The organism is Acetomicrobium sp. (assembly GCF_059026225.1).
Genome location: NZ_JBWQOQ010000008.1, coordinates 167,501 through 194,042, shown reverse-complemented (window position 1 = coordinate 194,042; position 26,542 = coordinate 167,501). Strand labels below are relative to the sequence as shown.

Below are 26,542 nucleotides of genomic sequence, written 5' to 3'. Positions count from 1 at the left end.
TATAAACTATGTAGGTCAAAAATATTTTTAGTTTTTAGGAGGAAGTTTCATGTCGAAAGGGAAAATTAATGATGAAGTAAAACTACTTTTGGATAGGGCTAACTCTGCAGATAGTGATGAAGAAGCAGAAAGCTTGGCACTCAAGGTTTTAGAGATGGATCCATCCAACGGAGAAGCCAAGCTCGTACTGGCAGACATCGCTATAACTAACGGAGATATGGAAACGAACCGCTATTATCTGGATCAAATAATCAAAAGTTGTGAAGAAAAATCCACGGGGTACCAAAGAGACGATCAAAGCGAAGATCTTTACATTTCCGCACTCGAAAGGATGGCCTTTTCCCTTTCCTTCGATGATCATTACGAAGAGGCCTTGTCGGTTGCACAAAAGTTACTCGAGATTGATGTCGATGAAAAGACTACTGCGAAGGACATGATTTACCGTTCTTTGCTCATGTTAAACCGTCACAGAGATGTGTTGGAACTGATATGCAGTGAAAGGACACATTCGCCCGTTGCACTACACGCCAAGGCAATTGCCTTGTACGTCTTGGACGGAATCAGCTGGAATTCCTATGAAGCGTTAATTGACGCAATAGAGTCAGATCCTGATGCTCCCTTTTACGCTTTAGGCATTTGGGAAGAACCGGAGGAACCTGATGAAAGTGAAACGGACTCGCTTTTAACGGCTCTTTATATCGTAGAACCTTGGCTCCAGTCAGATGATTTAATGAATTGGCTTAGCCATGTAGTAATTATCTTTGGCTTTCTCACCGAACGTCTTTCAGAGGAATTCATGGATGTCTTAACCTCAGGTGAGGACGGCGATTTAATAAGGGAAAAACTGGAAACGACTAGGGCGCGTATCGATAAAATGATGAGTATGGGCATTATAGAGGACCAAGACGCATTGAATATGGATCGCATAGTATTTGATGCCTTGCGTTTCAGATAAACTTTAATAAGCAAGGCCAATTGGATAAAACCTCGCAAGGCATGATAATTACATGAGGGTCAAAATCGCCCCTTATCAAGCTCAATTAAGGCTTTAACAGATAATTACTATGACCTTTGTAAATTACGTGCAATTGTTGCTAGGTTTGATATTTATGCGATGACTCCGAGTGGAGCGCTTTTTTTGGCAAATCTTGTTGGGACAAGCTCGCTGAGGAAGCGCTCCTTTGTTATCGATGACAACTACGTAACCACTGCTTTAAGGCCTTGCCAAATCGCAAGTTTTGGCACTATTTTGCTTTCATCTTGTAGTGCCGCATACTCCACATCGCTCCACAGGCCCAACGCGCGCAGGCTTTGCGCATGTTCGGCATCTTTAAAGGCTTCAAGCATGTTTTTGTCGTAATATTCCCAAACTGCTAGCGCTATTTTCCCCCCATCGTTTAGTTCCACGTTTTCAACCCTGTCTCTCACAATATCGACCATTAAACCAGCACAAGCAGTATCATCAATCATAGCCCTGTTAAATCTTCCCGCACACAAGATTCCTATCTTATTCCCATACTTAAGTGCAACCTCTAACACCGCAGTTGCATTTCTAACGCATCCTACACAGACGGTGTTTGCGAATGTTGACGCTAACAATAAAGCCTTAGTGCCATTAGTGGTGGTCATTATCGCTCCCTCGTAAGTCCCAAGAAAGCAATCAAGCAGCTCGACGGGCGAATTGCCACAATCGAAATTTGGTGGAGGTAGGCTATTCCGCTCACTCATTAAAAGCCAATCACTGCCAAGTTTTCTCTTCAAATCATACGCCTCTTCAACACTTTTAACCGGCAAAATGACCTTTCCGCCTCTTTCAAAAAAAGTGGTCATCATAGTCGTCGCACGAAGCACGTCCACTACAATCCACGCGTCAGCATATTCAAGCTCGCAAGCCGGATTAAGCATGACCTCTAACCGAATTGACATTGTTTCTCCCCTACCGTTTCGTGTTTATTTTTACTGCTATTTGATACATAATACAACTAATACAAACCTTACAAAATAGGGGGAAAATCATGCCAGAGCAAAAGATAAAGGGTACACCTCTTTCTCAAGGCATTTCCTACGGTCGTTCTTTCTTATACGAAGCAATTCCTTTTACGAAAAGGAGTGTCGAAATTCGCAAAGAAGACGTCGAGAAGGAGCTAGTTCGTTTCAAGAAGGCACTCAAGAAAACCAAAGAATCACTCGAGAAACTAAAAGAAAGTGTAAAACGACGCCTGGGTGACGAAAAAGCTGGCATCATAGAGGCACATATATTGATGTTAGAAGATCCCATGTTTGTTGACAACATTGAAACAATTATTAAAGAAGGCAACTCCGCCGAGGACGCTGTCTTTTTAACAACGATGAAAATAAAAAGCATGTTCGAAGAAATTCCAGACCCCTACTTGCGGGAAAGGGCAGCAGATGTAGAAGACGTGGGAAGCAGGTTATACAGAAATTTAATTGGAGCAAAAGATCTGCTCTTGCTAGATATGGGGGAGCCATTAATAGTTGTGGCGAAAGACTTGGCTCCATCTGAGTTAATCGCTATTTCCGAAAACAATGTTGTGGGGTTGGTGCTATCCCAAGGCGGTCCTACATCTCACACAGCCATAATAGCAAAATCATTGAATTTGCCAACTGTATCAGGAATTGAGATGAGCTTAATCCCCGAGAACTGTTTCTTAATAGTCGACGGTACAAAAGGGGAAGTTGTAGTAAATCCTTCCCAAAGTACGCTAGCATGCGCAAGAGCAAAGATCGAAAAACTTAGGCGTGAACAAAGAGAGGCATTAAGTTTAAAAGACTTACCAGCCGTAACGCTAGATGGACTGAAAGTTGAACTGTGGGGCAACATAGCTCATCCCAACGAGGCAGGCGACGTTTTATCTTTTGGCGGAAGCGGCATCGGCCTCTTCAGGACCGAGTTTCTTTTTATGAACAGAAATGACCCGCCAAACGAGGACGAACAATTCGAGGCTTATCGCAAAACTTTAAGCGATATGAGCCCTTATCCAGTCGTTATCAGGACTATGGATGCAGGGGGCGATAAAGAAATACCCTATCTCAACATACCAAAAGAAGACAACCCCTTTTTAGGATATCGTGCATTGCGCATAGGTTTAACCGAAGAACATTTACTACTCACCCAAATTAGGGCTTTATTAAGAAGTTCTAGCTTCGGAAATCTTTACATAATGTTTCCCATGGTTTCCTCCATCTGGGAAGTGAGAAAGGCCAAAGATCTGATTCAAAAAGCAACATGCCAATTAGAAAAAGAGGGCATTAATTATGGAACTTTCAAAGTTGGCATAATGATCGAAATACCTTCTGCAGCCATTATGGCAGAGGAGCTTGCAAAAGAGGTGGATTTCTTTTCCCTTGGGACCAATGATTTAACGCAATATGCATTAGCGGTCGATAGGGGGAATGCGAAAGTATCCCGATGGTACGATCACTTGCACCCCGCTGTCTTAAGACTCGTGGCCATGACGTCTCAAGCTACAAAAAAGCAAGGCATTGAGCTTGGAATCTGCGGAGAAATGGCGAGCGATCCCCTCGCCTTGCCATTTCTTCTGGGGCTTGGATTAGACGAGCTCTCCATGTCGCCCTCCGCGATTCCCAAAATAAAAAGGTTAGTTAGAAAATTTCGCGCAGACACAGCAAGGCGAATAGCACAAAAGGTCCTTTCTATGAGAGAGGCGAACGAAATTCGAAAATATCTTGAGGAGGCGATATCGCAATTATGAATGGAAAAGTACAAATTGTATCAAAAGTTGCGCCAGGAAGTTTCGGCGACAGAAAAGTTTTAATACAAGGGTATATGATTTCAAATACAAAACCCTTAATGGTGCTGCTTCACGGGGTACACGGTTGCGCTAATTTAAAAGAAGGAAACAAGTACGCCGCTTTGGCACAAATGCTTGTCCAAAATTCGATCAACGTAATGATCATAGAAACGAGCAGAAAGACGAGAGACCGAGAGCGCTACGGAGAAGATAGAAGCAGTTGGGTAAAGGAGGCTTTTGAAGGCAAAACATATGCTATGGATTTATTTGATGTTGCAAGCGCTCTTTCGTTTATAAATAGAAATGTAAGATGTGCCTCTCTGTGGTTATGGGGTTTTTCGCTAGGAGGGTTACACTTTCTAATGATAACCGGTAGCATGCACGATAAGATTCTAAGGGAGGCAAATTTGGAAAACCCTTTACCCATAGATCTGAATGTTCACGGATTAATTCTGTCAGGAAGCGGAGATGAAGCACGCCCAGAAAACAAATTAAACGTCAATGAACCTATACTTGACTCGCTACCAGAAAAACGTTTACTCCTCCATGCAGCAAAAAACACCAAAGCGGGAAACGTATTTGCCTTTTACGGAAGCATGGACGAGACTTTTAGCAAAGAGGCATGTAGGCGTTTATTCGATCTTACACCTACCAAAAGAAGTTTTGTTATCTTAAGCGGAGTCGATCACTCTTTCAGAACAGTAAAAGGCACGCCATCAATAGCTCCATTAGCTGACATGATTAATTATTTAAAATCCTATCTATTCAAGCATCCAGGGCCATCCAGCAATAATTCCCAAAAAACTCAATATCTCTCTTCCAAACATCAATGACAAAAACGAACCAATGGCAAAAAATGGAATCATTGGGACATGATCTTTTCTTTTGACCTTTTTGGTAAGCAATAAAACTATAGCTACTAATCCCCCACTCATGAACCCAAGATACAAAGCAAGACAACCCATCCATAGCCCCATTATGCCTCCAATACTCGCAGCTATCGTAACATCACCTGTACCCATGCCACCTTGACTTAAAAACATAATAATCCATATCAAAAGACCGCACAGACAAGCCCCCAGCACGCCACTTATAAAAGCTTGCAGACCTCCGAGAAGCCTTAAAGCTAAACCCGTCACTAAAAAGGGGAAAACTAAGCGATCGTAAACGTAGCCGGAGTATATATCAGTTAAAGAAGACAGAAAAAGACAACTGAGTAATACTAAGGACAATAAAAAAGGTAAAGTTGGTCCGTAAATCAATGCTACTGCCCACAAAGATAGGCCCATTATAACCTCGACCAAAAAGCAACTTATTCCAATAGGCGCTTTACAGGTCCTACACTTACCTCTAAGAAAAACATAAGAAAAAACGGGAATGAGATCGATAATAGAGAGCGTTCTGCCACAAGCGTCGCAGGCAGAACGCTCTCTACCCCACCATTGCCTTCCCTCTATAGTCCTCTTAGCCACGACGTTTAAAAAGGAACCAAGTGCCATGCCAAAAAACAAATTCACTAAAGAAAACATTTTCGAAGTCATTTGTGTCACCGCTTTAATTCTTACAAATTTCGAAGAGTTGACATTTTGTCAATTACAAGTAAAAAAGAAGGCAAAATAAGTGTCTTTAATGGATGCAAGATGAAACAACTTACCTAATAGCATACAAGGTGCCGCGTATCGTGGCAAAAACAACCGCACCTTCGCTTAATACTGGATCAGCTACAATATCCCCGTCCGATTCATATTTCCACAGCAAATTGCCACTTTTGAGATCTACCGCATAAAAATACCCATCATTGCTACCGAAATAGAGCACGCCTCCGGCATGAATGGGTGACGAATTTATAGGGCCACCAGTCTCAAAGCTCCACGCTACGTTTCCGTCATTGGAAGTTATTGCATATAATTTCCCATCCTGACCTCCAATGTAAAGCACTCCATTTACATAGGCGGGCGAAGATCCCAAAGGAGCTCCCACATATTTGTGCCATATAGGAACCACCCCTCTTAATTTCACTGAATGGACGTACCCATTATCCGTGATGTAATAAACCTTCCCATCAACATACAAGGGTGCTCCCCTCATAGGACCCTCCGTATTGCCTCCCCAACGTTCACTGCCATTCTTAGGATCCAAAGCGTGGAAACGGCCACCAAAACTTCCAACGAAAACAAATCCTTCTGCAAAGGCTGGAATACTTTGAAACCCCCTATGAGCTTTCATCTGCCATTTGTGTTGGCCATTCTTGCTGTTAATTGCGTAAAAACTGCCTTCATTGCACCCAGCATACACAGTATCGCCAGTTACTGTAACCCCAGCCATGACCGGACCGTCAACTTTAGTGCTCCATGCGACAAGACCAGAGCTTCTATTTAGGGCATATACCCTTCCGGCAAAAGTTCCAACGTAAACTTTATCTTTATCGACCGCGACCGAACCAAGGATGGATCCATCGCATTGAAATTTCCATCTTGCACTGCCATTATTAATATCGAGTGCATATACCTCCCCTTTATGATTGCCCACGTACACCGTATTGCCATCCACAATGGGAGCTCCAGTGATATTTGAGCCAGTCTCAAGCTTCCAAGCGAACACGCCTTGGGGTAAAGTTTTTATTTGAAAGTTACCCGTATTCTGCAAGTCACCCCTTACTGGAAGGGCAAAGGCACTGGTCGTATAGCTTAAAGCGCAAAACGAAAGGACCACTAACACCATCACGGCCGGAAAAAGCGATCTTTTCATGATGCCACCCCCTTTTCTCATGGTTTTAATACACCAATCAGCTTAACATACAGCTATCTTAAATTATACTCCAAGGCAGACTTGGGTCAATCAAAGCGCATCTTGAAAGTAGCGAGTTTAAAGAGATGGTAGTTTTAGAAAAAAACTAAAGGAGCAACAAGATATGTTGCCCCTTTGTATGTTAATTGGAGCCGGCGGGCGGACTCGAACCGCCAACCTGCTGATTACAAGTCAGCTGCTCTGCCAATTGAGCTACACCGGCAACCTCGCCAGCAAGATTGATTATACAAAGCTTTTAAACTTTGTCAATTAAACCATAATCTCTCCATCCTGCACGAAGGCACGCAAGCCTGCGCGGTGTATTTCACGACGACGCTTCATCTTCTTGAGTTCCTCTGTTACATACCACGCCTTGCCAGCTTCTTCTACGACCAATATAGCCCAATTTTCTCCCGGCCATACAGCATCAGCCCAGTGCCTGCGGCAACCGCGATGATGGCCCAAGACGTGTCTCCAAACGGTGTACCCATCAACCTCTAAGGAATCCAACAATTCTATCACTTCGGGAGCTATGCTTTGGTTGCAGAATATCCAAACAAACTTCATTGAGACGTACCTCCCTCTGCCTCGACAAATCTGGGCTTACGACGTATTTTCTCTTCAACAATACTATATACCACAGGAATTAACACCAAAGTCACTAAGGTAGAAAAAGATAAACCACCTATGACTGAAACTGCTAGTGGTCTCCATATCTCCGCTCCTTCACCCCGGCTTAATGCCATCGGCAGCATGCCCAATATTGTTGTTAAAGTAGTCATCAAGATTGGGCGCAAACGACGTTCTCCGCCTTCTATAAGAGCATCGCGCATGGTGTAACCTCTAGCGCGAAGAAGGTTCACGTAATCCACAAGCACTATAGCGTTATTGACCACGGTTCCAACCAACATAACTATACCCAACAACCCTTGAAGGGAAAGATACATGCCGGTCACTAAAAGAGCCGCAATCGCTCCAGTTAAGGCAAAAGGAACGCTAAACATGATGACGAAAGGATCTAGAAAGGCTTCATACTGCCCCGTCATGATCATATAGACCAAAACTACTCCGAGCAATATCAAAAATGTCATTTGCATAAATGTTTCTTCCAAATCTTCAACGTCACCAGTCACGTCTGTCCTCATCCCTGCGGGCAGATCTATATCTTTAAGAACACCTTTAATATCTGCAGCTACCTCTCCCAAAGAACGGCCTTCTGTGTCTAACTCTATGGTAATGAGTCGTTGTCTATTTTTTCTATGAATTTCAGGGGGACCTAGTTCTTCTCTTATTTTGGCTACGTTTGTAAGCCGCACCATCTCGCCAGTTGTAGAAGGGACTAGCAGTTTATTCAACGTATCCCAAGAATGTCTTTGCTCAGGTTCAAGCCTCAACCATATTTCGTAGTTGTCCTCGCCCTCCCAATAATCCTCATCAAATTCAACGCCATAATAATAAGCCCTCAAAGCTTGAGCTACATCGTTCGTCCTTACACCCAAGAGGGCGGATCTTTCTTTGTCCACATCGACCCAAACCTCCGGCCTGCTTGCCTTTTGAGTTATTTCTACATCAACGGCTCCAGGAATTTGTTCGATCTTATTTTTAATTTTATCTCCAACTTCGAGCAGTTCATTTATATTTTCACCATATAACTCAATAACTATAGGCTTAGAAGTGCTTCCTACCATAATAGGAGAGCTAACGCTGGAACTTACTGCCTCAAATCCAGCCTTAGACTCTAAATATTGTCTTAACTGTGAGGCGACCTGAAAGCTTGACCGTTTCCTTTCTCCTTTTGGGATCAGCTCAATGCCAGCACTTCCTGTATTAGACGACTCACCTCTTAGCGCGCCCATGCCTCCACCAGAGCTACCTCCATGTATGTATACATTTTCGAGCTCTGGAATGTTATCCATAGCATAGAACATAATTTCTTTAGCCACTCTTTCAGTTTCTTCCACCCTGGTTCCCTCTGGCAACCTGAAGTTGACTCGCACGCTCCCCGTATCCGACCTGGGGATTAATTCGGTTCCGATTCGCATGAAACCGAAGACGGTAAAAAGCGCACACAATAATGCGAGGGCAATGATCTTTTTTCTGTTGTGCAATGCCCAGTCAATCGATAGGGCATAATGGCGCTCTAGCCAAATCAGGAAGCGCTTAGAGTATCGATGTATGAATAGCCTATCTTCTTGCGTCCTGAAGGTCTTGCTCCCCATCATAGGAACGAAACTTAAAGAAACAAACAGTGAAGAAGCAATGGCAAGAGACATAACAACTGATAAGGAGGAGAAAAATATCCCAATCAAACCAGTGATAAATATAAGGGGCAGCAGCACAGCCAAAGTTGTAAGGGTGGAGGCAAGCAATGCGCTTCCAACTTCGCCGGCACCCAAGGCTGAAGCAATCTGACGTTTTTCTCCATTTTCAATGTGGTAAATTATTTGATCTGTCGTAACAATGGCGTTATCAACGACCATGCCACAGGCAACAGTAAGCGCAGACAATGTCATCAAATTGACCGTGTATCCAAGTAAGCGCATGGCTATAAAAGTGGTAATTAATGAAAAAGGTATCGCACAACATATGGCAATCGTCCCGGGCAACCTGCGCAAAAACACATACGTGATCAAGAAGACTAATACCATTCCATATAAAAGTGTGGTAGCTAACTGCTTAAGGGAATCTAATATAAACTCTGACTGATCGAAGCCTATGATGTAATTTACATCAGGGGAAAATATGGATCCCTTTAACTCTTCCAAACGAGTCTTAATGCCGCTGCACACTTGAACGGTATTAGCATCGGTGTTCTTGGTCACCACCATTACCACGGAACGAGTCCCATCAGACCACCCAAACGTTGTTGGGTCTCTATAGCCATCTACCACTCTCGCCACATCTTTAAGGTAGACTGGTTTGCTGTTTAATGCTCCAACAATGGTGTAGCCCATATCCTCTATAGCTTTAAACCTGCCAGGCACGCGTAATTGATATTCCGTCAAACCTTCCTTAAAAGTACCAGCAGGCAAGTTAAAGTGCTCTCTTTGCAATACGGAAGCAATATGTTGAGCAGATAAATTGTATGCTCGTAGCTTATCTACGTCCAACAAAATCTTAATTTCCCTCTGTTCTCCACCAAATACCGACACGTCACCGACCCCCGGAATTTGTTGGATCATCTTGCTTACGTCATTGTCTACAAAGTGATACAACCCTGGAAAAGTTGGTCCGGCCTTAAAAATGACCAGCATAACGGGCAAAGCACCTGAGGTCACTTTTATAAGTATGGGGTCATCGGCATCGTCAGGAAGCCTTCTACGGATTATGTTCACCTGATCCCGTGCGTCACCCATCCTCGCATCCAAATCCTCTCCCCATTCGAATCGAAGGACAACTGCTGAGGCGTCATCACTCGAGGTAGAATTTATTTCTTTAATGCCCTGCAATGTAGCCATCCTGTCTTCCACTTCTTCTGTGACTTCCTGTTCGATATCGCTAGCTGCTGCACCTTTCCAGGTGGTAATAGCAAGTATTATAGGCGGTTCAAATTCGGGCAAAAGGTCAACCTTAATGCCAATAAAGGCCACAACCCCCAACAACAATATGGCAACAAAGGCCATTAATGTGGCAATTGGTCTTTTTACCGCAATATCCCAAAGGTTCATTCACTAACCACCTCCACGGGCACGCCATCACCTAAAGCCCGTACTATCGGCGAAATAACACCGTAGCCTTCGCTTACTCCCTCGACAATCTCGACAAGATTGCCACTTTCTATTCCGCGCTTGATAAAAGTTTGCTTCGCCTTGTTATCATCAGTCACAACGAAGCAATACCATTCTCCCGTGCCGGGCAATTGCTTAATGGCCTCACGAGGAAGGGAAAGCCCTTGGTGCCTTCCCACAACGACTTCAGCCCTAGCAAACATGCCAGGCTTCAGCGTGTCATTAGCTGGAACCCATACCTCAACTTCACCCGTTCTAGTAACGGGATCCAGCGTGGGACTGATTCTCATGACTTGAGCTTCAAACACCATATTTGGAAAGGCATCAACTTTCACGTGGGCAGGCTGTCCTAGCTTGACTTTCGGATAATCTTTCTCCGTAATCGTTCCTTTAATCTTTACGGTCTCTTGTTTTGAAATTACAAAACAAGTGTTTCCTACTCTAACGGTATCACCAGGGTCTATATTTCGTTGAGCAATCACGCCATCGACAGGAGAAACGACATCATGGTAGCCCTTCATGATTTGAAGTTGCATTAATTGAGCTTCAGCTTGATCAAGCTGTCTTTGAGCCTGCTCAAGTTTTGCTTTTTCCACTTCATATCGTCCCTCTATTTGGTCCAATTGCTGGCGACTTATAACTTGTTCTTCAAACAAATTTTTGTAGCGTATATAATCCTTTTCGGTGGTTTGTAGCTGACTTCGCGCCTGCGACATAGCAGCTTTTGCTGCTGCAACAGCGGCCCTTGCTTCTTCAATTTGCCTACTAACTATGTTGTCATCAAATCTCGCTAGCCGTTGACCTCTTTTTACCATATCACCAACATCAACTAAAACCTCTAACACCGTTACATCGTTTGTCACCTTGGAGGCAAGAACTGCCTTTTCCTTGGGCTCTGCTGTACCCACAAAGGTAACCAGGTCTTCAAATTCTATAACAGTAGGCTTCACGACAGAAACCTTTATGACCTCCTGGAGATCTGCAACATTATTTTGGTCTTTAGGTTTATTTCCATCTAATACTCTTACGCCCACTATTGCCGCAAATACCAATGCAATCACTACTATAACGATAGTCTTGATCTTCATTCAGTTCCCTCCTTGCTCTCCTCATTACCATTACTAAGGTCTCCTATCGTAAAATCCTCTTCCATTACGCCTATCGCATAAATCAGATCACTATGAGCCGAATAGGCGTCATATATCGCGTTTACAAAACTTGTGTTTGCGTCGGTCAAAGCCGTCCTTGAATCCAAAACATCTATGTTGGTCCCTACTTGTTCGACGTAACGCCTGAGTGCCATGCGATAGTCTTCCTCAGCCGTCCTAACCTGATCATCTGCTACGCGCACCCTCTGCAAAGCCGACTCCATATTTTGCCACGCTGTGGAAACTTCCAGTCGAATTTGATTTCTAAGGTCATCAATCATGGCAAGCAGTTCTCTAGCCATTGCTCTATTTTCCTCAATTTTATTTTTAACTTCTCCTCTATCGTACAATCTCCAAGAGGCTATGATCGATACGTTCCAATCATCCTCGTTTGGGAAAAACTCGTCTTCATAATAAAAAACCTCTCCCTGAAGATATACGTTAGGTCTCGCTTGCCCAGCCGCAGCTTTAGCCAGCTCTTCTGCTGCTTTTCTCGAATCGTCCAAAGAGACAAGTTCGGGACGATACTGCAAAGCCATAGCGTAAGGATCTATCTGAGGTAGTGGCGGGCAGGCCTCTTCTTCAGGAGTTATTTCTGGCACTTGGGGGAAAGAAAGAGTAATACCTACTGCCTTTTCTAAGGCACTCAAAGCCACTCGTGTTCCATTTTGGGCCTGTATCAAATTTAATTCCGCCGTTGAAACGTCAACCTTTGTTCTCAAAACTTCATTTAACGCTACAATGCCCTGTTTGTAAAGAGATTCTGCCTGCTTTAAATGCTCTAAAGCCAAATCGTAGCTTTCCTGAGCAACCCTAAGCTGGGCCCTAGCTCTTTGCAAATCATAATAGGATTTCCTCACATCGTTTCTGACCATTTGCCTGGTACGAAGTAAATCTGCTTCAACAGCCTGACGATTCAGAGTAGCAGCTCTTAAAGAGGCCTCAAGACCATCTCCGCTATATAAGGTGTGCGTCAAAGTCAAAGCAGCTTTATAGGTGTCACGAAATTTGGTCTCCCTTAATCCTCCGCCATATTCATGTAAGTAGGATAAACTTGAATCAAGTTTAGGCGACAATTGGGAAGCACTCTGAAGCTCTAACGCCCGAGCTTGATTTGCTTGTTCTTGTGCAGCCCTTAGTAAGGGATTATGTTCCTCAGCTGCAACTATCAAGTCAACGAGATCATATTTGGTCTCGGTTTGAACTTCTCCTCCCCACGCACTTTTGTCCATGACAAGCACTAGAAACACCAAACAACAAAAAGCCAACATGAATAAAAGATGCCTCTTAATGATATTTGACACTTTCGTTATTCATCTCCCCTCAATACTAAATCTACTACAACTTTCCAGGACACTACAGCTTCCTGTGCATCCATCACGCTGCCTAGACATGATAAAAGACCTAATATTACTAAACGCAACAGCAAAAATACTGATTCCTTTTTCGCATCTGCAAAACTAGCGAGCACACTTTCATCAATTGACTTCTTTATATAGGAAGTCAGATCCCTTGCAATTTTTTTAAACTCTTCTCTTCCGCGCTTAGCCTGGACGAGCAAATCCATCCAAATAAGCACACTTTCTGGGTCTTCGCCGAAAGCCTCAAGGATAAGTCTTCCTCTTCTGTAAATGAATTCTGCCATATCCGTAACGTCGCAAACGTTAGATCTAAAGATCCGTTTCATCTTCTCGACTTCCAAAATTAAAACGGTACGATAAAGCTCAAACTTATCGCTGAAATGCCAGTATAAAGTCCCCTTGCTTACACCTGCCTTCTTGGCAATGGAATCGACGCTCGTTCCATGATATCCTTGTTGCGCGAATAAATGGCGTGCTGCACTGATAATATTATTCTTGGTATCCGTCATTTATCACCCTCCTGACCATTCAGTCTAGATAATAAGGATAAACTGTTTTACTCTATTTGTAAAGATAGAAATCCCTAGTCTTAATATTGAAAAAACTTCAATGAAGGAATGATAACAAAACCGCAAGAAAACTTTTATTTTTTCCACCACAAGCGATCTGAGGGATTATAACAAGTACTTGCGACCTCAATATCATGTAGGAACCTTTCTATATTAACGTGAAACTTCTCGTCACAGGTAATGCCACAAAATCCTTAAAAATCGAGACCGAGCAGATTAACATACGTTGCCAGCAAGATAAAAGACGGGGGCTTAAAATCCCCCGTCTCAAACTATAAACCCTTGCACCAAGAAACCTTAAAAACTTATCGCTTGGAGTATTGATAAAGGGCTCTTGCCTTTCTTCTACCGAATTTCTTTCTTTCTACCATCCTTGGGTCTCGCGCAAGCAAATCTGCTTTCTTTAAAACCGGTCTCATTTCAGGATCCAAAGCAAGTAAAGCTCTTGCTATTCCGAGCCTTACTGCCCCCGCTTGACCGCTTAGACCTCCTCCATGCGCCTTTACGATGACATCGAGCTTGCCTTCCATCCCAGAGACCTTGAGCGCTTCTAAAGCATGAAGTTGCCATAGCCGCCTGGGAAAATATTCTTCAGCACTTCGCCCGTTTATCGTAATATGACCCTTGCCTGGACGGATTCGCACCCTAGCGATAGATTCTTTTCTCCTGCCAGTGCCCCAATAATATGTCGGTGACGGCAAAGACTTTTCCCTCCTTTTTACAAAATTTTACGAACTAACAGTCGTCAATTCTCTATATTTAATTATATGTGCACGATTAATGATAAATTCGTTACTGGTATTTTTGAATTAAAATGCAATCGCCTTATGGTTGTGAACCATTCTCTTCGTGCACTTAGCCATATAACAGCTCACGTCACAGCGGCAAGTTAAATATCTAAAACCTCTGGCTTTTGAGCTTCGTGAGGATGATCAGGACCAGCATAAACTTTTAATTTCCTTTCATATCTTAGTCTATTGCGCGGCAACATTCCCTTGACCACAACCTCAACGAGTCGCTCCGGCTTTTTCTCCAGCAATACATTATAAGGTACTGCCTTTAAGCCTCCTTTATAGCCGCTGTATCTGTATATCACTGATTGGGTAGCCTTTCTGCCTGTCAATTTTACATTAGATGCGTTAACCACAATTACAAAATCTCCCGTATCTACATGGGGAGTGTAATTAGGCTTGTGCTTTCCCATTAATATTTGGGATATGCGTGCTGCAAGACGACCTAAAGGCACATCTGTTGCATCGACTAAATACCATTTGCGCTCTCTCTCTATGTCTTTAGGCTTTGCCATAAAAGTCTTATACCCCTGCATTTAAAGTTCCTCCTTCAATTGCCTGCATAATAAAATCATCTAAACACAAACGAGTGGGCTTCGACCCGCCTGAGTAATATCTTCTATCTTTTCATGACTTGAAAACAGAGCAAAACTCCTAGTGCGGAGTTATTCTATACAACCTCATCCGTCCATGTCAAGGAAAGATTCCTCGAAGGTCTGTTCAAGTAAATATCTAGAATAATGTTTACAGGAACCTCTTAAGTCTAGAATTATGCTCTATGCCGGGAAACCTGCCCCTTTTAGCAATGGGTTTTCCATTAATTACTTTCAGATCCATGGTCATATCCCTGGGAGTAGCATGGGCGATATAACTCCCAACACCAAATATATCAGCTCCTGCTTGCGAAAGCAGTTGTATACGTTCGGGATTTAAACCACCTGAAGCAACTATCCGAACATGAGAAAACCCCTCTAAATTCAACCTCCACCGTACTTCCTCCACCAAGGCCGGAGAAACCCCGCCCCTTTCGCCCGGGGTGTCCAAACGCACTCCATCAAGCTTCTTCTTTAAGGCCCGCGCTACCAAAAGTGATTCTTCTGCCTCATCTTTAAAAGTATCTACTAATATTATTCTGGCTTCGCTTTCAGGCAGAATGTTGTCATATAAAATGGCAGTTGTAACAGTATCGCCCACAATTAATACTGCAGCATGGGGAATGGTTCCCTGGGGTTCCGCTCCAGCCAATTTAGCTCCCAATATACAACTTGCACCCGTGCAACCACCAGCAACCAGAGCAACCCTTTCCATGACTGGCGCAACAGCGGGATGAACATGACGTGCACCGAAACATAATACCGGTTTACCATTCGCAGCCCTTACGCACTCCCTGGAGGCCGTTGCCCATCCGCTCGAACTTGCGAGGAAACCTAAAATGACGGTCTCATACATTCCAAAAGCACCATAGGGACCATGAATTCTACATACGACCTCTTTTGGAGAAAAGGGCATACCTTCCTCCAAGGCATATACCTTTACCCCTTTGTCTTTCAACAAAGCTAAAACTTCTTGTAGTCCTGCAAAAATCCCGGCTTCCTTAGAAAAGATCTCAGCCACGACGGGAGTATCTAAACTACCATTTTCCCGAAGCAAATCCCTCGTCTTCACAAAATAGACATCAGTGGTACATCCGGCCATAATTTCATCGTGATTAGCACTGAAAAATGCCCTTGGAGCGATTTGCAGGGAGGTAACATCTTCAAAATATTCAATGTCTTTCATGATTTTTCACCTCGCGCTCATGAGGACTAATACAAGCGAGGTCAACATAAACAGTGCAAGCAAAAGCACTGTTATCTTGCTTAGCCCAGAAAGACGCTGCCACTGACCGGAAGACATATCTGCTTGCGTCCCACCTCCAAAGACGCCAGCAAAACCACTTTGCTTTCGTTGTTGTAGAATAATAACTCCCATCAGGGCAAAAGCAATTAAAATATGCAAAATAGCTATGACCAAAAACATCCCACGTGCCTCCTAATATTGCTATTATTTAAACAATCACTCCAAAGATCTTTTATATGTTTCCTTTGCAAGTTTTCATTAAATTTAGACCAAAACTTGAGCTTTCCCGCTAACAACCATCTCTGCCATCTGCATGGCCAGGATGGACAACTTGGTTCGAGCAACAAGCCGTAGAGTACGTATTCGACCTGTTATTCTAACACATTTTGGCCTTTAAACATATCACAAAGGGCTTTTACCGCTATAAATCTATGCGATATGCTATTTTTTACTTTAACCTCCAGTTCTGCAAAGGTTTTATCACACCCCTTTGGCACAAAAATAGGATCGTAACCAAAACCGCTGTTTCCCCTTTTGGCTTGAGACACCTTTCCGTAACAAATGCCCATAGTCAACCATACCTGAGACATCTTTGGCAAAACGAGGGCTATAGAAGCTACGAAGAGCGCCTCTCGATTTTCAATTCCTTTTAATTTGTTTAACAACCAAAGAATTCTTGATTCGTCATCCTCAGCTATCCTTGCAGAATGTACTCCAGGCTCATTGCATAGGGCCGTTACTTCAAGTCCGCTATCATCAGCCAAAGCAGGCACATTCAATGCCTCGCTCCACGCCAACGCTTTAAGTAGCGCATTTTCCGAGTAGGAACTGTCAGTTTCTTGAACTTGAACGTCAACTTTGGTCACTTCTGGACCATATATCAGTTCAATGGGGGTTTCTTTTAGTAAAAAGACCATTTCGCGATATTTATCCCTGTTTTTACTGGCAAAGACAATCCTGCTTTTAGACAACCAGCAGTCCTCCTTCTTTACTATACGAAAAAGCGATATAAAAACAAAAAATTTAGCGATATTACCGGCTTTACGGGTTTTGTTTATGACCTTGGTGCTAATCGCCAGGAAACGGACAAATCAACAGGAGCAGTTATTATCACATCCTTACCTTCAACTAAAAACTTAACTTCCTTAATGGGGTCAAAATTTTCTACAATGGTACGAAGTAGGGCCGTCATGAAGAGTAAAGCTTCGTCTTTATTTAATTTTTGTAAAGAAGAATAAAATGGCGCACTCATGTTTAGATACATAATTTCACCGTTCCGAAAAACATGAAGTATTCGACTATTTCCTTCCATTAAGCCCTTAGATCTCATCAGCGATATCCACTGTTCCAGACTGGCTACAATATCCTCTTCTGGAATACTTGGCACTAATCTATAGGTCGTTACGCCTAAAGTGCCATTTTCGGGCAGGAACAGTTTAATTTCAGCTACGTGCCTTTCGGTTTTAAAAGTCTCTCCGGAGCCCTCTTCATTTTTTTCAACAATAATTTCTCCAGGAATATACAATTTTTTGCCAAATATCTTCAGCATTAGTCCTGAGCCGTAATACCCCAAACCAAATAAAATCATAATTAGACATGCCCAAGCAATGATACGATATGGCAAAGGAGCCTTCTTTGAGATTTTTTTCTGCTCTTTATCTCGCCTTCGTGGCAATTCTTTATTTCTCATGAAAACCAATCCCCCCAAAATCTACATACTGCGCAAGTAAGACTCTATACCATCGGCTAAGCTGTCAGCAAGCCTTTTTTGATAATTTGGGTTCGCTAATAAAGCTGCTTCCGATTTATCTGTCAGAAATCCCATTTCGACCAAGACCGCGGGCATTGTCGCTCCCCTAAGCACGAAAAAGGGTGCTTGGGCTACCCGTCGCATGTTCAATCCAGAGTGATTGCCTACTTTATACAAAACCTCCGCAAAGGACGAACTTTGTTCAATCTTAACGTTCTGCTCCATGTCTCCTAAAATCTGCAATAAAAGTTTTGTTCTTTTATCAGCAATTTTATTCACGTCGTCTGATCCCTCACCCAGCTCCCTATTTTCTATCAACGCTAGCTTCATAGCGTCCTCATCGGTTGGTAGTGCCATTATATAGATCTCAATGCCCCTGGCACTTCGGCCTGCTGGCAAAGCGTTACAATGAAGACTCACAAATAAATCTCCATCCCAATCATTAGCGAGCTTTGTTCTCTCATCAAGTCGTAAATATATATCCTGTGAACGCGTCAGCCTGGCTTTTATCCCACGCTTCTCGAGAACCTTTACTAAAATTTGGCCAACCTTTAAATTAATGTCCTTTTCTCTGATGCCATTTGCTACTGCCCCTGGATCTTTGCCTCCATGACCCGGATCAATTACGACTAACCGTGGTTTGGCGCCCTTTGGCACTGACCTTTTTGGGTCATCACGAACTTGAGAAGGCACGAAAACATCATCTGTGCTTTTTTGAGATGTAACGTCGCTACTTATGCCCTCATCCATAAAAAAGTCAACCACATATCGAGGCGGTGAAGACAAATTAAAATAAGATATCCTATCAAATGTATGCTCAATTTCTATAATCGCGGTTCCGTTTCTTTGATTTACCGAAACTTCAGGAAAGGGTCCCTGATGTTTTATGTCTTTGACCAGATCATCCACAAGCACTCCGTTAAATTTAAGCACCAACTTAGACGGTTTTTTTTCTACAAAAGGAGATACATCAGAAGATAGATCTAAAACCAGTCTGACTCTATCTTCCCATTGTCCCCACCGTAGTCCAACGATCTTAGTCGCATAAGACGCTGAGCTGCTTTGTTCTATTTTTTTGACGTCTCCCCGAACAACTACATCGCTGACGACAAAATCATCTGTGGTTGCCTCAGTCTTGCCGGCCCATTTTAAGGTCTTGCCGTCGCCTACGAGAGGTGTTAGCAACTTTAAAGTAGTATTTGCCTCAAGCCACCAATGTCCATCTTTGTACATTGGGATAGAGGTGAGGGGAATTATATTATGCCCATCCCTTTTAGCCACCGCAGCACCAGGCACCAGTTCAAGGGTATTTTCCCCCTTTTTAGCCAAAAAAGATTTTTCGTTGGATTTTACCTCTAACTTAAGCTTCGCCGCAACAACGTCTATGGGTGCTAAGTTGTGCTCATTCACTTTAAGGACCAAGACGTAGCCGAGATTTTCAACGCCATGCCATAAAATCCACTTTTCAGCAGCATAGACAACATCCTTGCCTGCCAATGCTGGTAACAATAAAAGAAGCATAAAAACAAACAAATACTTAATCTTCTTAATTTCCTGCCGACGCCACATCTTCAATCACCAAAGAAGGAGACCCCGCACTCCCATAAAATTTTAAATCGCTTCCTACCTCCACTACGCGGGACAAAATATCATAAATATTGCCCGCTATTGTCATTCCAGAAACGGGCTCTTCAATCATGCCCTTCTTAATACAAGCACCTTTAACACCTAGCGATAGATCGCCAGTTGTTGGGTCAAAGGTATGTAGGCCAAGTAAATCCACCACATAAATTCCAAAGTTTATACCGCTTAGAAGGCTTCGCAAATTTCTGGTGCCAGGCGTTATAAAAAGGTTTGAGGCTCCTACTTCAGGCAAGGAACCTGTCCCCCGAACGCAGTTGCCCGTCGAAGGAACCCCGTCCATCCTTGCGTGTTCTAGATTGTATAAAAAGTTGGTCAATATTCCACTTTCAAGCAAAACCGTTCTTTGAGCAGGGACACCCTCTCCGTCAAAAGTGTAACTTCCTATGCCCCTTTTTACGGTTGCATCGTCGACTAAATTAACATTACAGGAGACAATCTGATGGCCCAACTTGTCTGCGAGCCACGATTTGCCCTTATGAACGCTATCCGCTAAAAAAGAATCTTCTAGCAAAGACACGATCGAAGCCGCGGCCAAACTATCCAATACCACAATATATCTGCCGCTTTTAAGAGGGTTGCCGCCTAAGGTCAAACCCGTCCTCTGTACTGCATGCCTAGCTATACTTAGATAATCCAGGTCATTTGCGTAACGACGCTCTTCTCCAAAACCACCTATTTCTACCTTGTTGTCGTCGCTCATTATTAGTGTAACATCACACCTAGCAACCGTCTCCCTTTGCCATCCATAAAACCCTGCGCTAGACAAATAAAGTGTCTGTTCATAACCCTCTCCATAAAAAGCTTCTCGTATCGATGTAACTCGCTTATCGATACAGCGTACTTCATCAGAAATTGAGGAACATATCTTCTCTCCACGTTCAAAACCCAGACCTTCAGCTATAAGGGGATCGAAAATATCTTGGTCCTGAAAGGCTTCTTTATACTCATGATTTAATCCAACAAAAGGATTAGGATCGTTGTTCTGGCAATTGTAAGTTGCCCATTCGACAACTTGCATCAAGGCATTTTTGGTCAATATGTTAGTATAGGCAATACCTTGCCTGCCCTCTGCATCGATGACTCGCAAGCCTAAAGAAACCGACTGACCTTCATGTTTTTCATCTAGATCGCCATTCATAAACGAAAGAGCAAATGAAACGTTGGCCTTATATAATACATCCCCTTCTTTGATGTTTTTCCTGCTCTGCAGTCGATCCAACATCCAATAGGCCACAGACTCCACGAGCTCTTTCTTCGGCAAATCTAACGTAATTGACATAACTCTTCCCCGATGACCTTTGCAGCCTTCTCAACGTCTTCGAAACTTACGTCACGGTGCGTAACCAACCTTATCCTCTCAGGAGTGGGGTTGAATAAAACGCCCCTTTGCCTGCATTTTTCTGCCAAAAGGGCCTCATCTATAGAACTCTCTACGTCAAAATATACCATATTTGTGGGTTTTGACACCTCTACCACGTTGATTCCCTCGCTCATCAAACGATCTTTTAGAATTTTTGCCTTTTCATGATCATATCTTAGGTCAGGATAATTTCTTAAAGCTATTATGCCAGCAGCAGCAATAACTCCCGCTTGGCGCAAACCGCCACCAACTCGCTTCCGCCAATGCCTAGCCCTTTTTATATAGTCCTTACTGCCACAAATAAGCGACCCTATCGGGGCTCCTAAGCCTTTCGAGAGGCAAAATTGCACTGAATCCACCAACTCAGTATAAACTATCGGTTCCACTCCCCAAGCAATGGCAGCATTAAATATCCTGGCTCCGTCAAGATGTACGGAAAGTCCTCTATTTCTAGCCAAGCTAACCATTGATGAAAAATCTTCGGGGGATATAGCAATACCTCCACAAGCATTATGGGTGTTTTCTAGACACAGCAATTTAGCCGGAGCATAGTGAACATTTTCAGGCCTACAAAAAGACAATACTTCTTCAGGCTTTGGAATGCCATCGTCATCGTTCACGCAAAGAGGTACAAGACCACCTAAGGCTGACAATCCTCCTCCTTCGTTAACGTAAATGTGACTTTTATAACCCAATATGACTCCATCTCCACGATTGCAATGAGTAAGCAAAGAAACTAGATTTCCCATTGTTCCCGAGCAAACGAATAAGGCTGCATCTTTGCCTGTTATTTCTGCGGCGAGTTGCTCCAATTTTATTACCGTTGGATCTTCTTGATAAACGTCATCTCCAACTTCTGCTTCGGCCATAGCCCTCCTCATTTCAAGAGAGGGTTTAGTCACGGTATCGCTCCTTAGATCGATAATTGACATTGTTTATTCTCCTTCCTTAAATTACGAAAATTTACAAAACCTAATTTAGAGTAAGCGCAATTTTGACCAACTAGGGCAAAATCTGGCTAATCTAAATTATAATACAAAGTACGAATCTAATTGACCTGGCGCCATATTTGGCTCTAAAAAGTCCCTCCAATTTACTCCAGAAGTCAGCTATAAGAAATTGCCTTTACGGAGGTTGGACAATGTTTAGCAAAAGAGAATTTTTTAAATTCACACAAAGTAAATCGTATGTCTCAGGCATAGACTTGGTTGCCCATGAAGAAAATATTTTAATAACGGTAAACAAATCACCCTTTGTGACCCTAAGAGCTTCACGAAGCGATCTAAGAGAACTAGCAATAGGACATTTATTAACCTGTGGTGTTATAAAACGTTACGACGACATAAAACATATAGAAATAGCAGATGATTACGTTGTGAACGTCGAGTTGAAGACAAAGCCATCACTACAAGAAAAAAGCGACTTCAAATATATCGATGTAAACTGGGCAATTAATGCAAAAATAATTTTTGATGGCATGAGATTGCTTGAAGATGCTCCGTTTTACAGGAAAACTGGTGCCTTTCATGGGGCTATTCTAATGCATAATAGTGGGCACAAATACTTTTTGTTAGAAGACATATCTAGGCATAATGTCGTAGAAAAAGCTATAGGCAAGGCCTTAGAGAAAAGGGTCAAAATGGAAGAATGCCTAATGTTGATTTCAGGAAGATTAATGTGCGAATTAGTAAGTAAAATCTTAATCGCAAAGATCCCGATATTAGGCAGCGTTTCAGCGACTACTTGCGAAGCAATAGAGATGGCCCAAAAGTACGGAGTTACTTTAATCGGGTTCATACGAGAAGGAAGAATGAATGTTTATACACACCCCGCTAGAATTACCGATTTTTTTCTTGGCTAAAGAGATTAACTCCTCTGGCACCATGTGATTTGGGACATCAATACCCATCTCAAAGCCAGGCCTGATTGACCCGTGAAAATCACTTCCAGCGGTTGGCTGTAAATCAAATTTATCCGCTAACTTTAGGAAACTAAAAATATCCTCAGCTCTGTGGTGACTTGAGTAACACTCCAATCCCCATAAACCGAAACTCTTAAGTTTTTCGAGCAACTTCTCCAATTCATCGAAGGTCAAACGCATTTCGCCCGGATGAGCTAAAACAGATAACCCTTTCGCGTTATTTATCAGTGCAATACACCTTTCAGGTGAAAGAGTTTTCCTGGCAACGTAAGCCGGCGCACCTCTACCAAGATATTTAACAAATGCTTCTTTAATATCAGAAACATAACCTTTTCTAAGCAACACCTTTGCAATATGGGGTCTTGCTATCACCTCGCCTTTTGACTCTCTTGCAACCTCTTCAAGCGTAATCTCCATACCCAAGGACCTGAGCTTTTCACATATGGCGACGTTTCTTTCATGCCTGTGCATTCTAATAGTCGCTAAAGCTTTTTGCAGTAAAGGATCATCGTAGTCAAAACCATAACCCAAGATATGAACAATACAACGATGTTCAGCGGAAAGCTCAATGCCGCTCAAACCAGCTAGTTTATGAACGATACAGGCTCGTTCAAACTCCTCCAGACCACCTGTCGTATCGTGATCAGTAAGAGATAGCAAAGATATTCCCTTTTCTTTTGCCTTTGATACTAAATCCGAGGGAGATAAAGTCCCATCAGATGCAGTGGAGTGAACATGTAAATCTATTAACAAGAGATATCACTCCAGGTAATTTTTAATTTCAAAGATGGAGGCTACATCAAGCAGAACTATAAGATCTCCTTCTTTAGTTCTAACTATGCCTTGAAGGTATTCCCTCTCTATTGCAGAATCGATGGATTCCGCAGTTTCGACTTGGCTTGATTGCACCGCCCTGACTTCGTGAACCGAATCAACTAATATGCCAAACATTATGTGTTCCTCTTCAACAACCACTATCCTTGATTCGTTGCGACGCTCAATCTCTCCTCGGCTCATTTTTACGGCAATATCCATTACGGGAATTACTGTCCCCCTCAGATTGATTACTCCGCATACGTATGGCGGTGCGTTTGGAACCCTGGTTATATTTTCCGGTATCCGCACGATCTCTCTTACTTGTGATACTTCAATAGCATAATGTTCTTCAAACAGATTAAAAACCAACAACGTAGCTTCTTTGCTTCCTTTTGCCTCCTGGGACATATCTCTACTCGTTGATATGCTCTCAATAACTTCCATCTTTGAATATCTCCCCTTTAAATAAGATTCCAAGGCTCAAAGCAAATTATATCTCCCATTAAAGTTAAAATTCGAATTCCATCAACATCTAATAGAGCGAACGAAGCGGGATTTTTGCCCTTTGGCAGACTAGCCGAACCGGGATTTAAAAAAATCGTTTTTCCTTCACAGGTAATAGAGCTAACGTGCGTGTGTCCCGTAAGCACTAAATCGGCATTGAACGTCGACGCTAGATTCCCTGGCTCTCCAAGATCCGTACCATGCAAGGCAAGTATTAACCTACCATCCCACCATAAGACGGAATAAGGATCTGATATAGGCCACTTCAGTATAGCAGCATCTATATCGGCATCGCAATTGCCTCGAATAATTATGACAGGGATTTTAGAGAGATTGATTTCTTCTGCCAATTCCCTTGGCGCATATTCCTCGGGAAGAGGATTACGAGGGCCATGGTACAAGACATCACCAAGATGAATAATAAGGTTTGATCCTCGCCAAAGGCGCTCTGCTTCCCTCCAAGCCTTTAAGCTTCCATGTGTATCTGAAATAACTGCTATCTTTATAGACATATAAAACCTCATCCTTCCCTCAAGGATAACACGTCCTTTAAAAGTGAATACGAAGTCTCCTTGGGTCCGGAGCCGGAACCACTAATACATATTTCGCCTATGACATCGGTCAAAAGCAGCGCACCTATGGAAAAACCTTCTAAGTGAGCCAAAGGATGGTTTAAGGAAAGAATTTCTGGACTCACACTAATATGTATCTCGTTAGAATTTGCTTCAATCCTGGAAAGGAGCTTTAATTTACCTCCCCTTCTTTTGGCTTCTTCGATATTTTGCGCCGTTATATTTCTAATCCCCTTTATGGAAGCTTGTTTGAGATCGACATTCGCCGACATTAAACTCCTTGCAACTATTGCGGTTTTAGCCGCAGCCTCCAGTCCATCTATGTCAACCCATGGATTTTGCTCCGAAAGGCCACGCCTTTGGGCTTCCAGCAAGGCTTCATCAAAAGTACTTCCCATTCCCATTACAGTAAGTACAAAATTACAGGTACCATTGAGTATCCCCTCAAACCTTCTAATGCAACATCCCGGCAAACCATGACGTACCAAGGAAAAAAGTGGAGTACCCGATAAAACGGTAGCCTCATAAAGTAATTTTACGCCTATCTCCAATGACTCTCGTGTTAATTCATCAAAATGCAAGCTCATAGCGCCTGTATTAGCGGTAACTACATGCTTGCCTCTTTTAATAGCCTTTTTCATGATAGATCTGGCAGGTTCCCCGATTTCAAAATCAGATGGAGTACATTCAACTAAAATATCATAATCCAGGTCTTCCAACATCTCATTTGCGTCACTTATAACCAAAGTGCCCTCGCTCTCCAGAGCATCAATCCTTCCCGTTAAAGCTTCCCATTGAAGCAGCCTATCTACATCGATACCATGGGAGTTAAAAACACATCCTCGACTTCGAGTGACAACTCCCACAAGGGAAATTGAGGCACTTTCTACAACATCTCGCTTCCTACCCAGTAATTCGCAAAAAGCCCTTCCAACTCTACCACACCCAAAAAGCAAAACCTTCACCGCAACGTGCCCCCCTTCCCTACATCCCCTTACAGGGATGATCGGACAAAAAGTCATTACAAATTTTACATAAAGAGTGTATCATAATACCTTGAAATTTATAACATTTCTTTGAGGGGCATAAATGTCGCAAATAACAACAAAGCAGGCACATGGCAACGACCTACTCTCCCACGGGTCCCCCCCGCAGTACCATCGGCGCTTGAGGGCTTAACTGCCGGGTTCGGTATGGATCCGGGTGTTTCCCCTCCGCCATGGTCACCATATGCCTGCTTTAAACTCGACTCAAAAACCACAAGGAAAAGAGGAAAAAACTTTTAAGGACAAGGCCTCGGTGTATTAGTACCGGTCAGCTACACCCTTTACAGGGCTTCCACCTCCGGCCTATCTACCCTGTCATCTCCAGGACACCTTACCTGGCTTTCCCAGTGGGGGGTCTCATCTTGAGGTAGGCTTCCCGCTTAGATGCCTTCAGCGGTTATCCTTTCCGAACGTGGCTACCCGGCTCCTGCAGCTGGCGCCACAACCGGTACACCAGAGGTTCGTCCACTCCGGTCCTCTCGTACTAGGAGCAGCTCCTCTCAAACCCCCTACGCCCGTGGTGGATAGGGACCGAACTGTCTCACGACGTTCTAAACCCAGCTCACGTACCGCTTTAATGGGCGAACAGACCAACCCTTGGGACCTGCTACAGCCCCAGGATGCGATGAGCCGACATCGAGGTGCCAATCCCCGCCGTCGATAGGAACTCTCGGGCGGGATCAGCCTGTTATCCCCGGGGTAGCTTTTATCCGTTGAGCGACGGCCCTTCCACTCGGAACCGCCGGATCACTAGGACCCACTTTCGTGCCTGCTCGAGCTGTCGCTCTCGCAGTCAGGCCACCTTATGCCCTTACGCTCTTCAGGCGATTTCCATACGCCTTGAGGTGACCTTCGCGCGCCTCCGTTACTCTTTAGGAGGCGACCGCCCCAGTCAAACTGCCCACCTGACACTGTTCCGCTTTCGCGGTTAGA

25 protein-coding genes, 1 tRNA gene and 2 rRNA genes (1 of these 28 only partly in view) are annotated in these 26,542 nt (G+C 43.4%); 4 read left to right on the top strand and 24 right to left on the bottom strand.

What is annotated here, in order from left to right; translation table 11 throughout:
- Positions 1-49: 49 nt before the first annotated feature.
- The gene (locus AC5SXE_RS10690) at positions 50-955 is read left to right on the top strand and encodes a tetratricopeptide repeat protein (RefSeq protein WP_310847799.1); all 906 of its coding nucleotides are present in this window, start codon (positions 50-52) and stop codon (positions 953-955) included.
- A gap of 242 nt (positions 956-1,197) precedes the next feature.
- Here the strand turns inward: AC5SXE_RS10690 and AC5SXE_RS10685 are convergent, their stop codons facing one another.
- Positions 1,198-1,926, bottom strand: a complete 729-nt coding sequence (locus tag AC5SXE_RS10685; protein WP_310847801.1) for a 2-phosphosulfolactate phosphatase — start codon at positions 1,924-1,926, stop codon at positions 1,198-1,200.
- An 89-nt stretch (positions 1,927-2,015) separates the two neighbouring features.
- Here AC5SXE_RS10685 and ptsP point away from each other — a divergent pair, with 89 nt between their 5' ends.
- Together ptsP and AC5SXE_RS10675 are read left to right on the top strand one after the other, a co-directional pair.
- The gene (gene ptsP, locus AC5SXE_RS10680) at positions 2,016-3,734 is read left to right on the top strand and encodes a phosphoenolpyruvate--protein phosphotransferase (protein WP_493917367.1); all 1,719 of its coding nucleotides are present in this window, start codon (positions 2,016-2,018) and stop codon (positions 3,732-3,734) included.
- The gene (locus tag AC5SXE_RS10675; protein WP_303882214.1) at positions 3,731-4,606 is read left to right on the top strand and encodes an alpha/beta hydrolase; all 876 of its coding nucleotides are present in this window, start codon (positions 3,731-3,733) and stop codon (positions 4,604-4,606) included. Before ptsP ends, AC5SXE_RS10675 begins: the two co-directional genes overlap by 4 nt.
- Here AC5SXE_RS10675 and AC5SXE_RS10670 read toward each other — a convergent pair.
- The 17 genes from AC5SXE_RS10670 to ltaE form a co-directional block, all read right to left on the bottom strand.
- On the bottom strand, positions 4,535-5,314 hold the full coding sequence (locus tag AC5SXE_RS10670; protein ID WP_310847806.1) for a prepilin peptidase: 780 nt from the start codon (positions 5,312-5,314) through the stop codon (positions 4,535-4,537). The two genes, AC5SXE_RS10675 and AC5SXE_RS10670, sit on opposite strands and share 72 nt — an antisense overlap.
- A gap of 109 nt (positions 5,315-5,423) precedes the next feature.
- Complete coding sequence (locus AC5SXE_RS10665; RefSeq protein ID WP_303882210.1) at positions 5,424-6,521, bottom strand: outer membrane protein assembly factor BamB family protein; 1,098 nt, start codon at positions 6,519-6,521, stop codon at positions 5,424-5,426.
- A 186-nt stretch (positions 6,522-6,707) separates the two neighbouring features.
- A tRNA-Thr gene (locus AC5SXE_RS10660) sits at positions 6,708-6,783 on the bottom strand.
- Positions 6,784-6,830: 47 nt separating this feature from the next.
- The gene (locus AC5SXE_RS10655; protein WP_303882209.1) at positions 6,831-7,127 is read right to left on the bottom strand and encodes a PG0541 family transporter-associated protein; all 297 of its coding nucleotides are present in this window, start codon (positions 7,125-7,127) and stop codon (positions 6,831-6,833) included.
- Complete coding sequence (locus AC5SXE_RS10650; protein WP_332635515.1) at positions 7,124-10,228, bottom strand: efflux RND transporter permease subunit; 3,105 nt, start codon at positions 10,226-10,228, stop codon at positions 7,124-7,126. The genes AC5SXE_RS10655 and AC5SXE_RS10650 overlap by 4 nt, the downstream gene beginning before the upstream one ends.
- On the bottom strand, positions 10,225-11,376 hold the full coding sequence (locus tag AC5SXE_RS10645; RefSeq protein WP_493917366.1) for an efflux RND transporter periplasmic adaptor subunit: 1,152 nt from the start codon (positions 11,374-11,376) through the stop codon (positions 10,225-10,227). Before AC5SXE_RS10645 ends, AC5SXE_RS10650 begins: the two co-directional genes overlap by 4 nt.
- A complete protein-coding gene (locus tag AC5SXE_RS10640; RefSeq protein ID WP_323721150.1) occupies positions 11,373-12,740 on the bottom strand; it encodes a TolC family protein in 1,368 nt (455 codons plus the stop codon). Before AC5SXE_RS10640 ends, AC5SXE_RS10645 begins: the two co-directional genes overlap by 4 nt.
- A gap of 5 nt (positions 12,741-12,745) precedes the next feature.
- Positions 12,746-13,306 carry a TetR/AcrR family transcriptional regulator gene (locus tag AC5SXE_RS10635; protein ID WP_323721149.1) on the bottom strand — a complete coding sequence of 187 codons (561 nt, stop codon included), beginning with the start codon at positions 13,304-13,306 and terminating at the stop codon, positions 12,746-12,748.
- Positions 13,307-13,671: 365 nt separating this feature from the next.
- On the bottom strand, positions 13,672-14,067 hold the full coding sequence (rpsI, locus tag AC5SXE_RS10630) for a 30S ribosomal protein S9 (RefSeq protein ID WP_323721148.1): 396 nt from the start codon (positions 14,065-14,067) through the stop codon (positions 13,672-13,674).
- Positions 14,068-14,255: 188 nt separating this feature from the next.
- On the bottom strand, positions 14,256-14,693 hold the full coding sequence (rplM, locus tag AC5SXE_RS10625; RefSeq protein WP_303882201.1) for a 50S ribosomal protein L13: 438 nt from the start codon (positions 14,691-14,693) through the stop codon (positions 14,256-14,258).
- Between the two features lie 208 nt (positions 14,694-14,901).
- Positions 14,902-15,936 (bottom strand): nicotinate phosphoribosyltransferase, encoded by a 1,035-nt coding sequence (locus AC5SXE_RS10620; protein ID WP_323721147.1) that lies wholly within the window; start codon positions 15,934-15,936, stop codon positions 14,902-14,904.
- A gap of 6 nt (positions 15,937-15,942) precedes the next feature.
- Positions 15,943-16,176, bottom strand: coding sequence for a preprotein translocase subunit SecG (secG, locus tag AC5SXE_RS10615; protein WP_303882199.1), 234 nt, complete (start codon positions 16,174-16,176; stop codon positions 15,943-15,945).
- Between the two features lie 191 nt (positions 16,177-16,367).
- Positions 16,368-16,967, bottom strand: a complete 600-nt coding sequence (gene rdgB / locus AC5SXE_RS10610; protein WP_323721146.1) for an RdgB/HAM1 family non-canonical purine NTP pyrophosphatase — start codon at positions 16,965-16,967, stop codon at positions 16,368-16,370.
- Positions 16,968-17,050: 83 nt separating this feature from the next.
- On the bottom strand, positions 17,051-17,686 hold the full coding sequence (locus AC5SXE_RS10605) for a GerMN domain-containing protein (RefSeq protein WP_323721145.1): 636 nt from the start codon (positions 17,684-17,686) through the stop codon (positions 17,051-17,053).
- 21 nt (positions 17,687-17,707) lie between these two features.
- On the bottom strand, positions 17,708-19,279 hold the full coding sequence (locus AC5SXE_RS10600; RefSeq protein ID WP_323721144.1) for an N-acetylmuramoyl-L-alanine amidase family protein: 1,572 nt from the start codon (positions 19,277-19,279) through the stop codon (positions 17,708-17,710).
- A 13-nt stretch (positions 19,280-19,292) separates the two neighbouring features.
- Positions 19,293-20,669, bottom strand: coding sequence for a TldD/PmbA family protein (locus AC5SXE_RS10595; RefSeq protein ID WP_323721143.1), 1,377 nt, complete (start codon positions 20,667-20,669; stop codon positions 19,293-19,295).
- Positions 20,654-21,682, bottom strand: coding sequence for a low-specificity L-threonine aldolase (ltaE, locus tag AC5SXE_RS10590; RefSeq protein ID WP_323721142.1), 1,029 nt, complete (start codon positions 21,680-21,682; stop codon positions 20,654-20,656). Before ltaE ends, AC5SXE_RS10595 begins: the two co-directional genes overlap by 16 nt.
- Positions 21,683-21,891: 209 nt before the next feature.
- Here ltaE and fdhD point away from each other — a divergent pair, with 209 nt between their 5' ends.
- Complete coding sequence (fdhD, locus tag AC5SXE_RS10585; protein WP_493917365.1) at positions 21,892-22,611, top strand: formate dehydrogenase accessory sulfurtransferase FdhD; 720 nt, start codon at positions 21,892-21,894, stop codon at positions 22,609-22,611.
- Here the strand turns inward: fdhD and AC5SXE_RS10580 are convergent.
- From AC5SXE_RS10580 to AC5SXE_RS10555, 6 genes are all read right to left on the bottom strand, one after another.
- Complete coding sequence (locus tag AC5SXE_RS10580) at positions 22,534-23,424, bottom strand: PHP domain-containing protein (RefSeq protein ID WP_310847833.1); 891 nt, start codon at positions 23,422-23,424, stop codon at positions 22,534-22,536. The two genes, fdhD and AC5SXE_RS10580, sit on opposite strands and share 78 nt — an antisense overlap.
- A gap of 6 nt (positions 23,425-23,430) precedes the next feature.
- Complete coding sequence (locus AC5SXE_RS10575; RefSeq protein WP_310847836.1) at positions 23,431-23,931, bottom strand: chemotaxis protein CheW; 501 nt, start codon at positions 23,929-23,931, stop codon at positions 23,431-23,433.
- 17 nt (positions 23,932-23,948) lie between these two features.
- The gene (gene yfcE, locus AC5SXE_RS10570) at positions 23,949-24,503 is read right to left on the bottom strand and encodes a phosphodiesterase (protein WP_310847838.1); all 555 of its coding nucleotides are present in this window, start codon (positions 24,501-24,503) and stop codon (positions 23,949-23,951) included.
- Positions 24,504-24,511: 8 nt separating this feature from the next.
- On the bottom strand, positions 24,512-25,528 hold the full coding sequence (locus tag AC5SXE_RS10565) for a homoserine dehydrogenase (protein WP_493917364.1): 1,017 nt from the start codon (positions 25,526-25,528) through the stop codon (positions 24,512-24,514).
- A gap of 150 nt (positions 25,529-25,678) precedes the next feature.
- A 5S ribosomal RNA gene (rrf, locus tag AC5SXE_RS10560) occupies positions 25,679-25,794 on the bottom strand.
- A gap of 53 nt (positions 25,795-25,847) precedes the next feature.
- Positions 25,848-26,542: ribosomal RNA gene (locus AC5SXE_RS10555) — 23S ribosomal RNA — on the bottom strand; it runs 2,304 nt beyond the window's last position.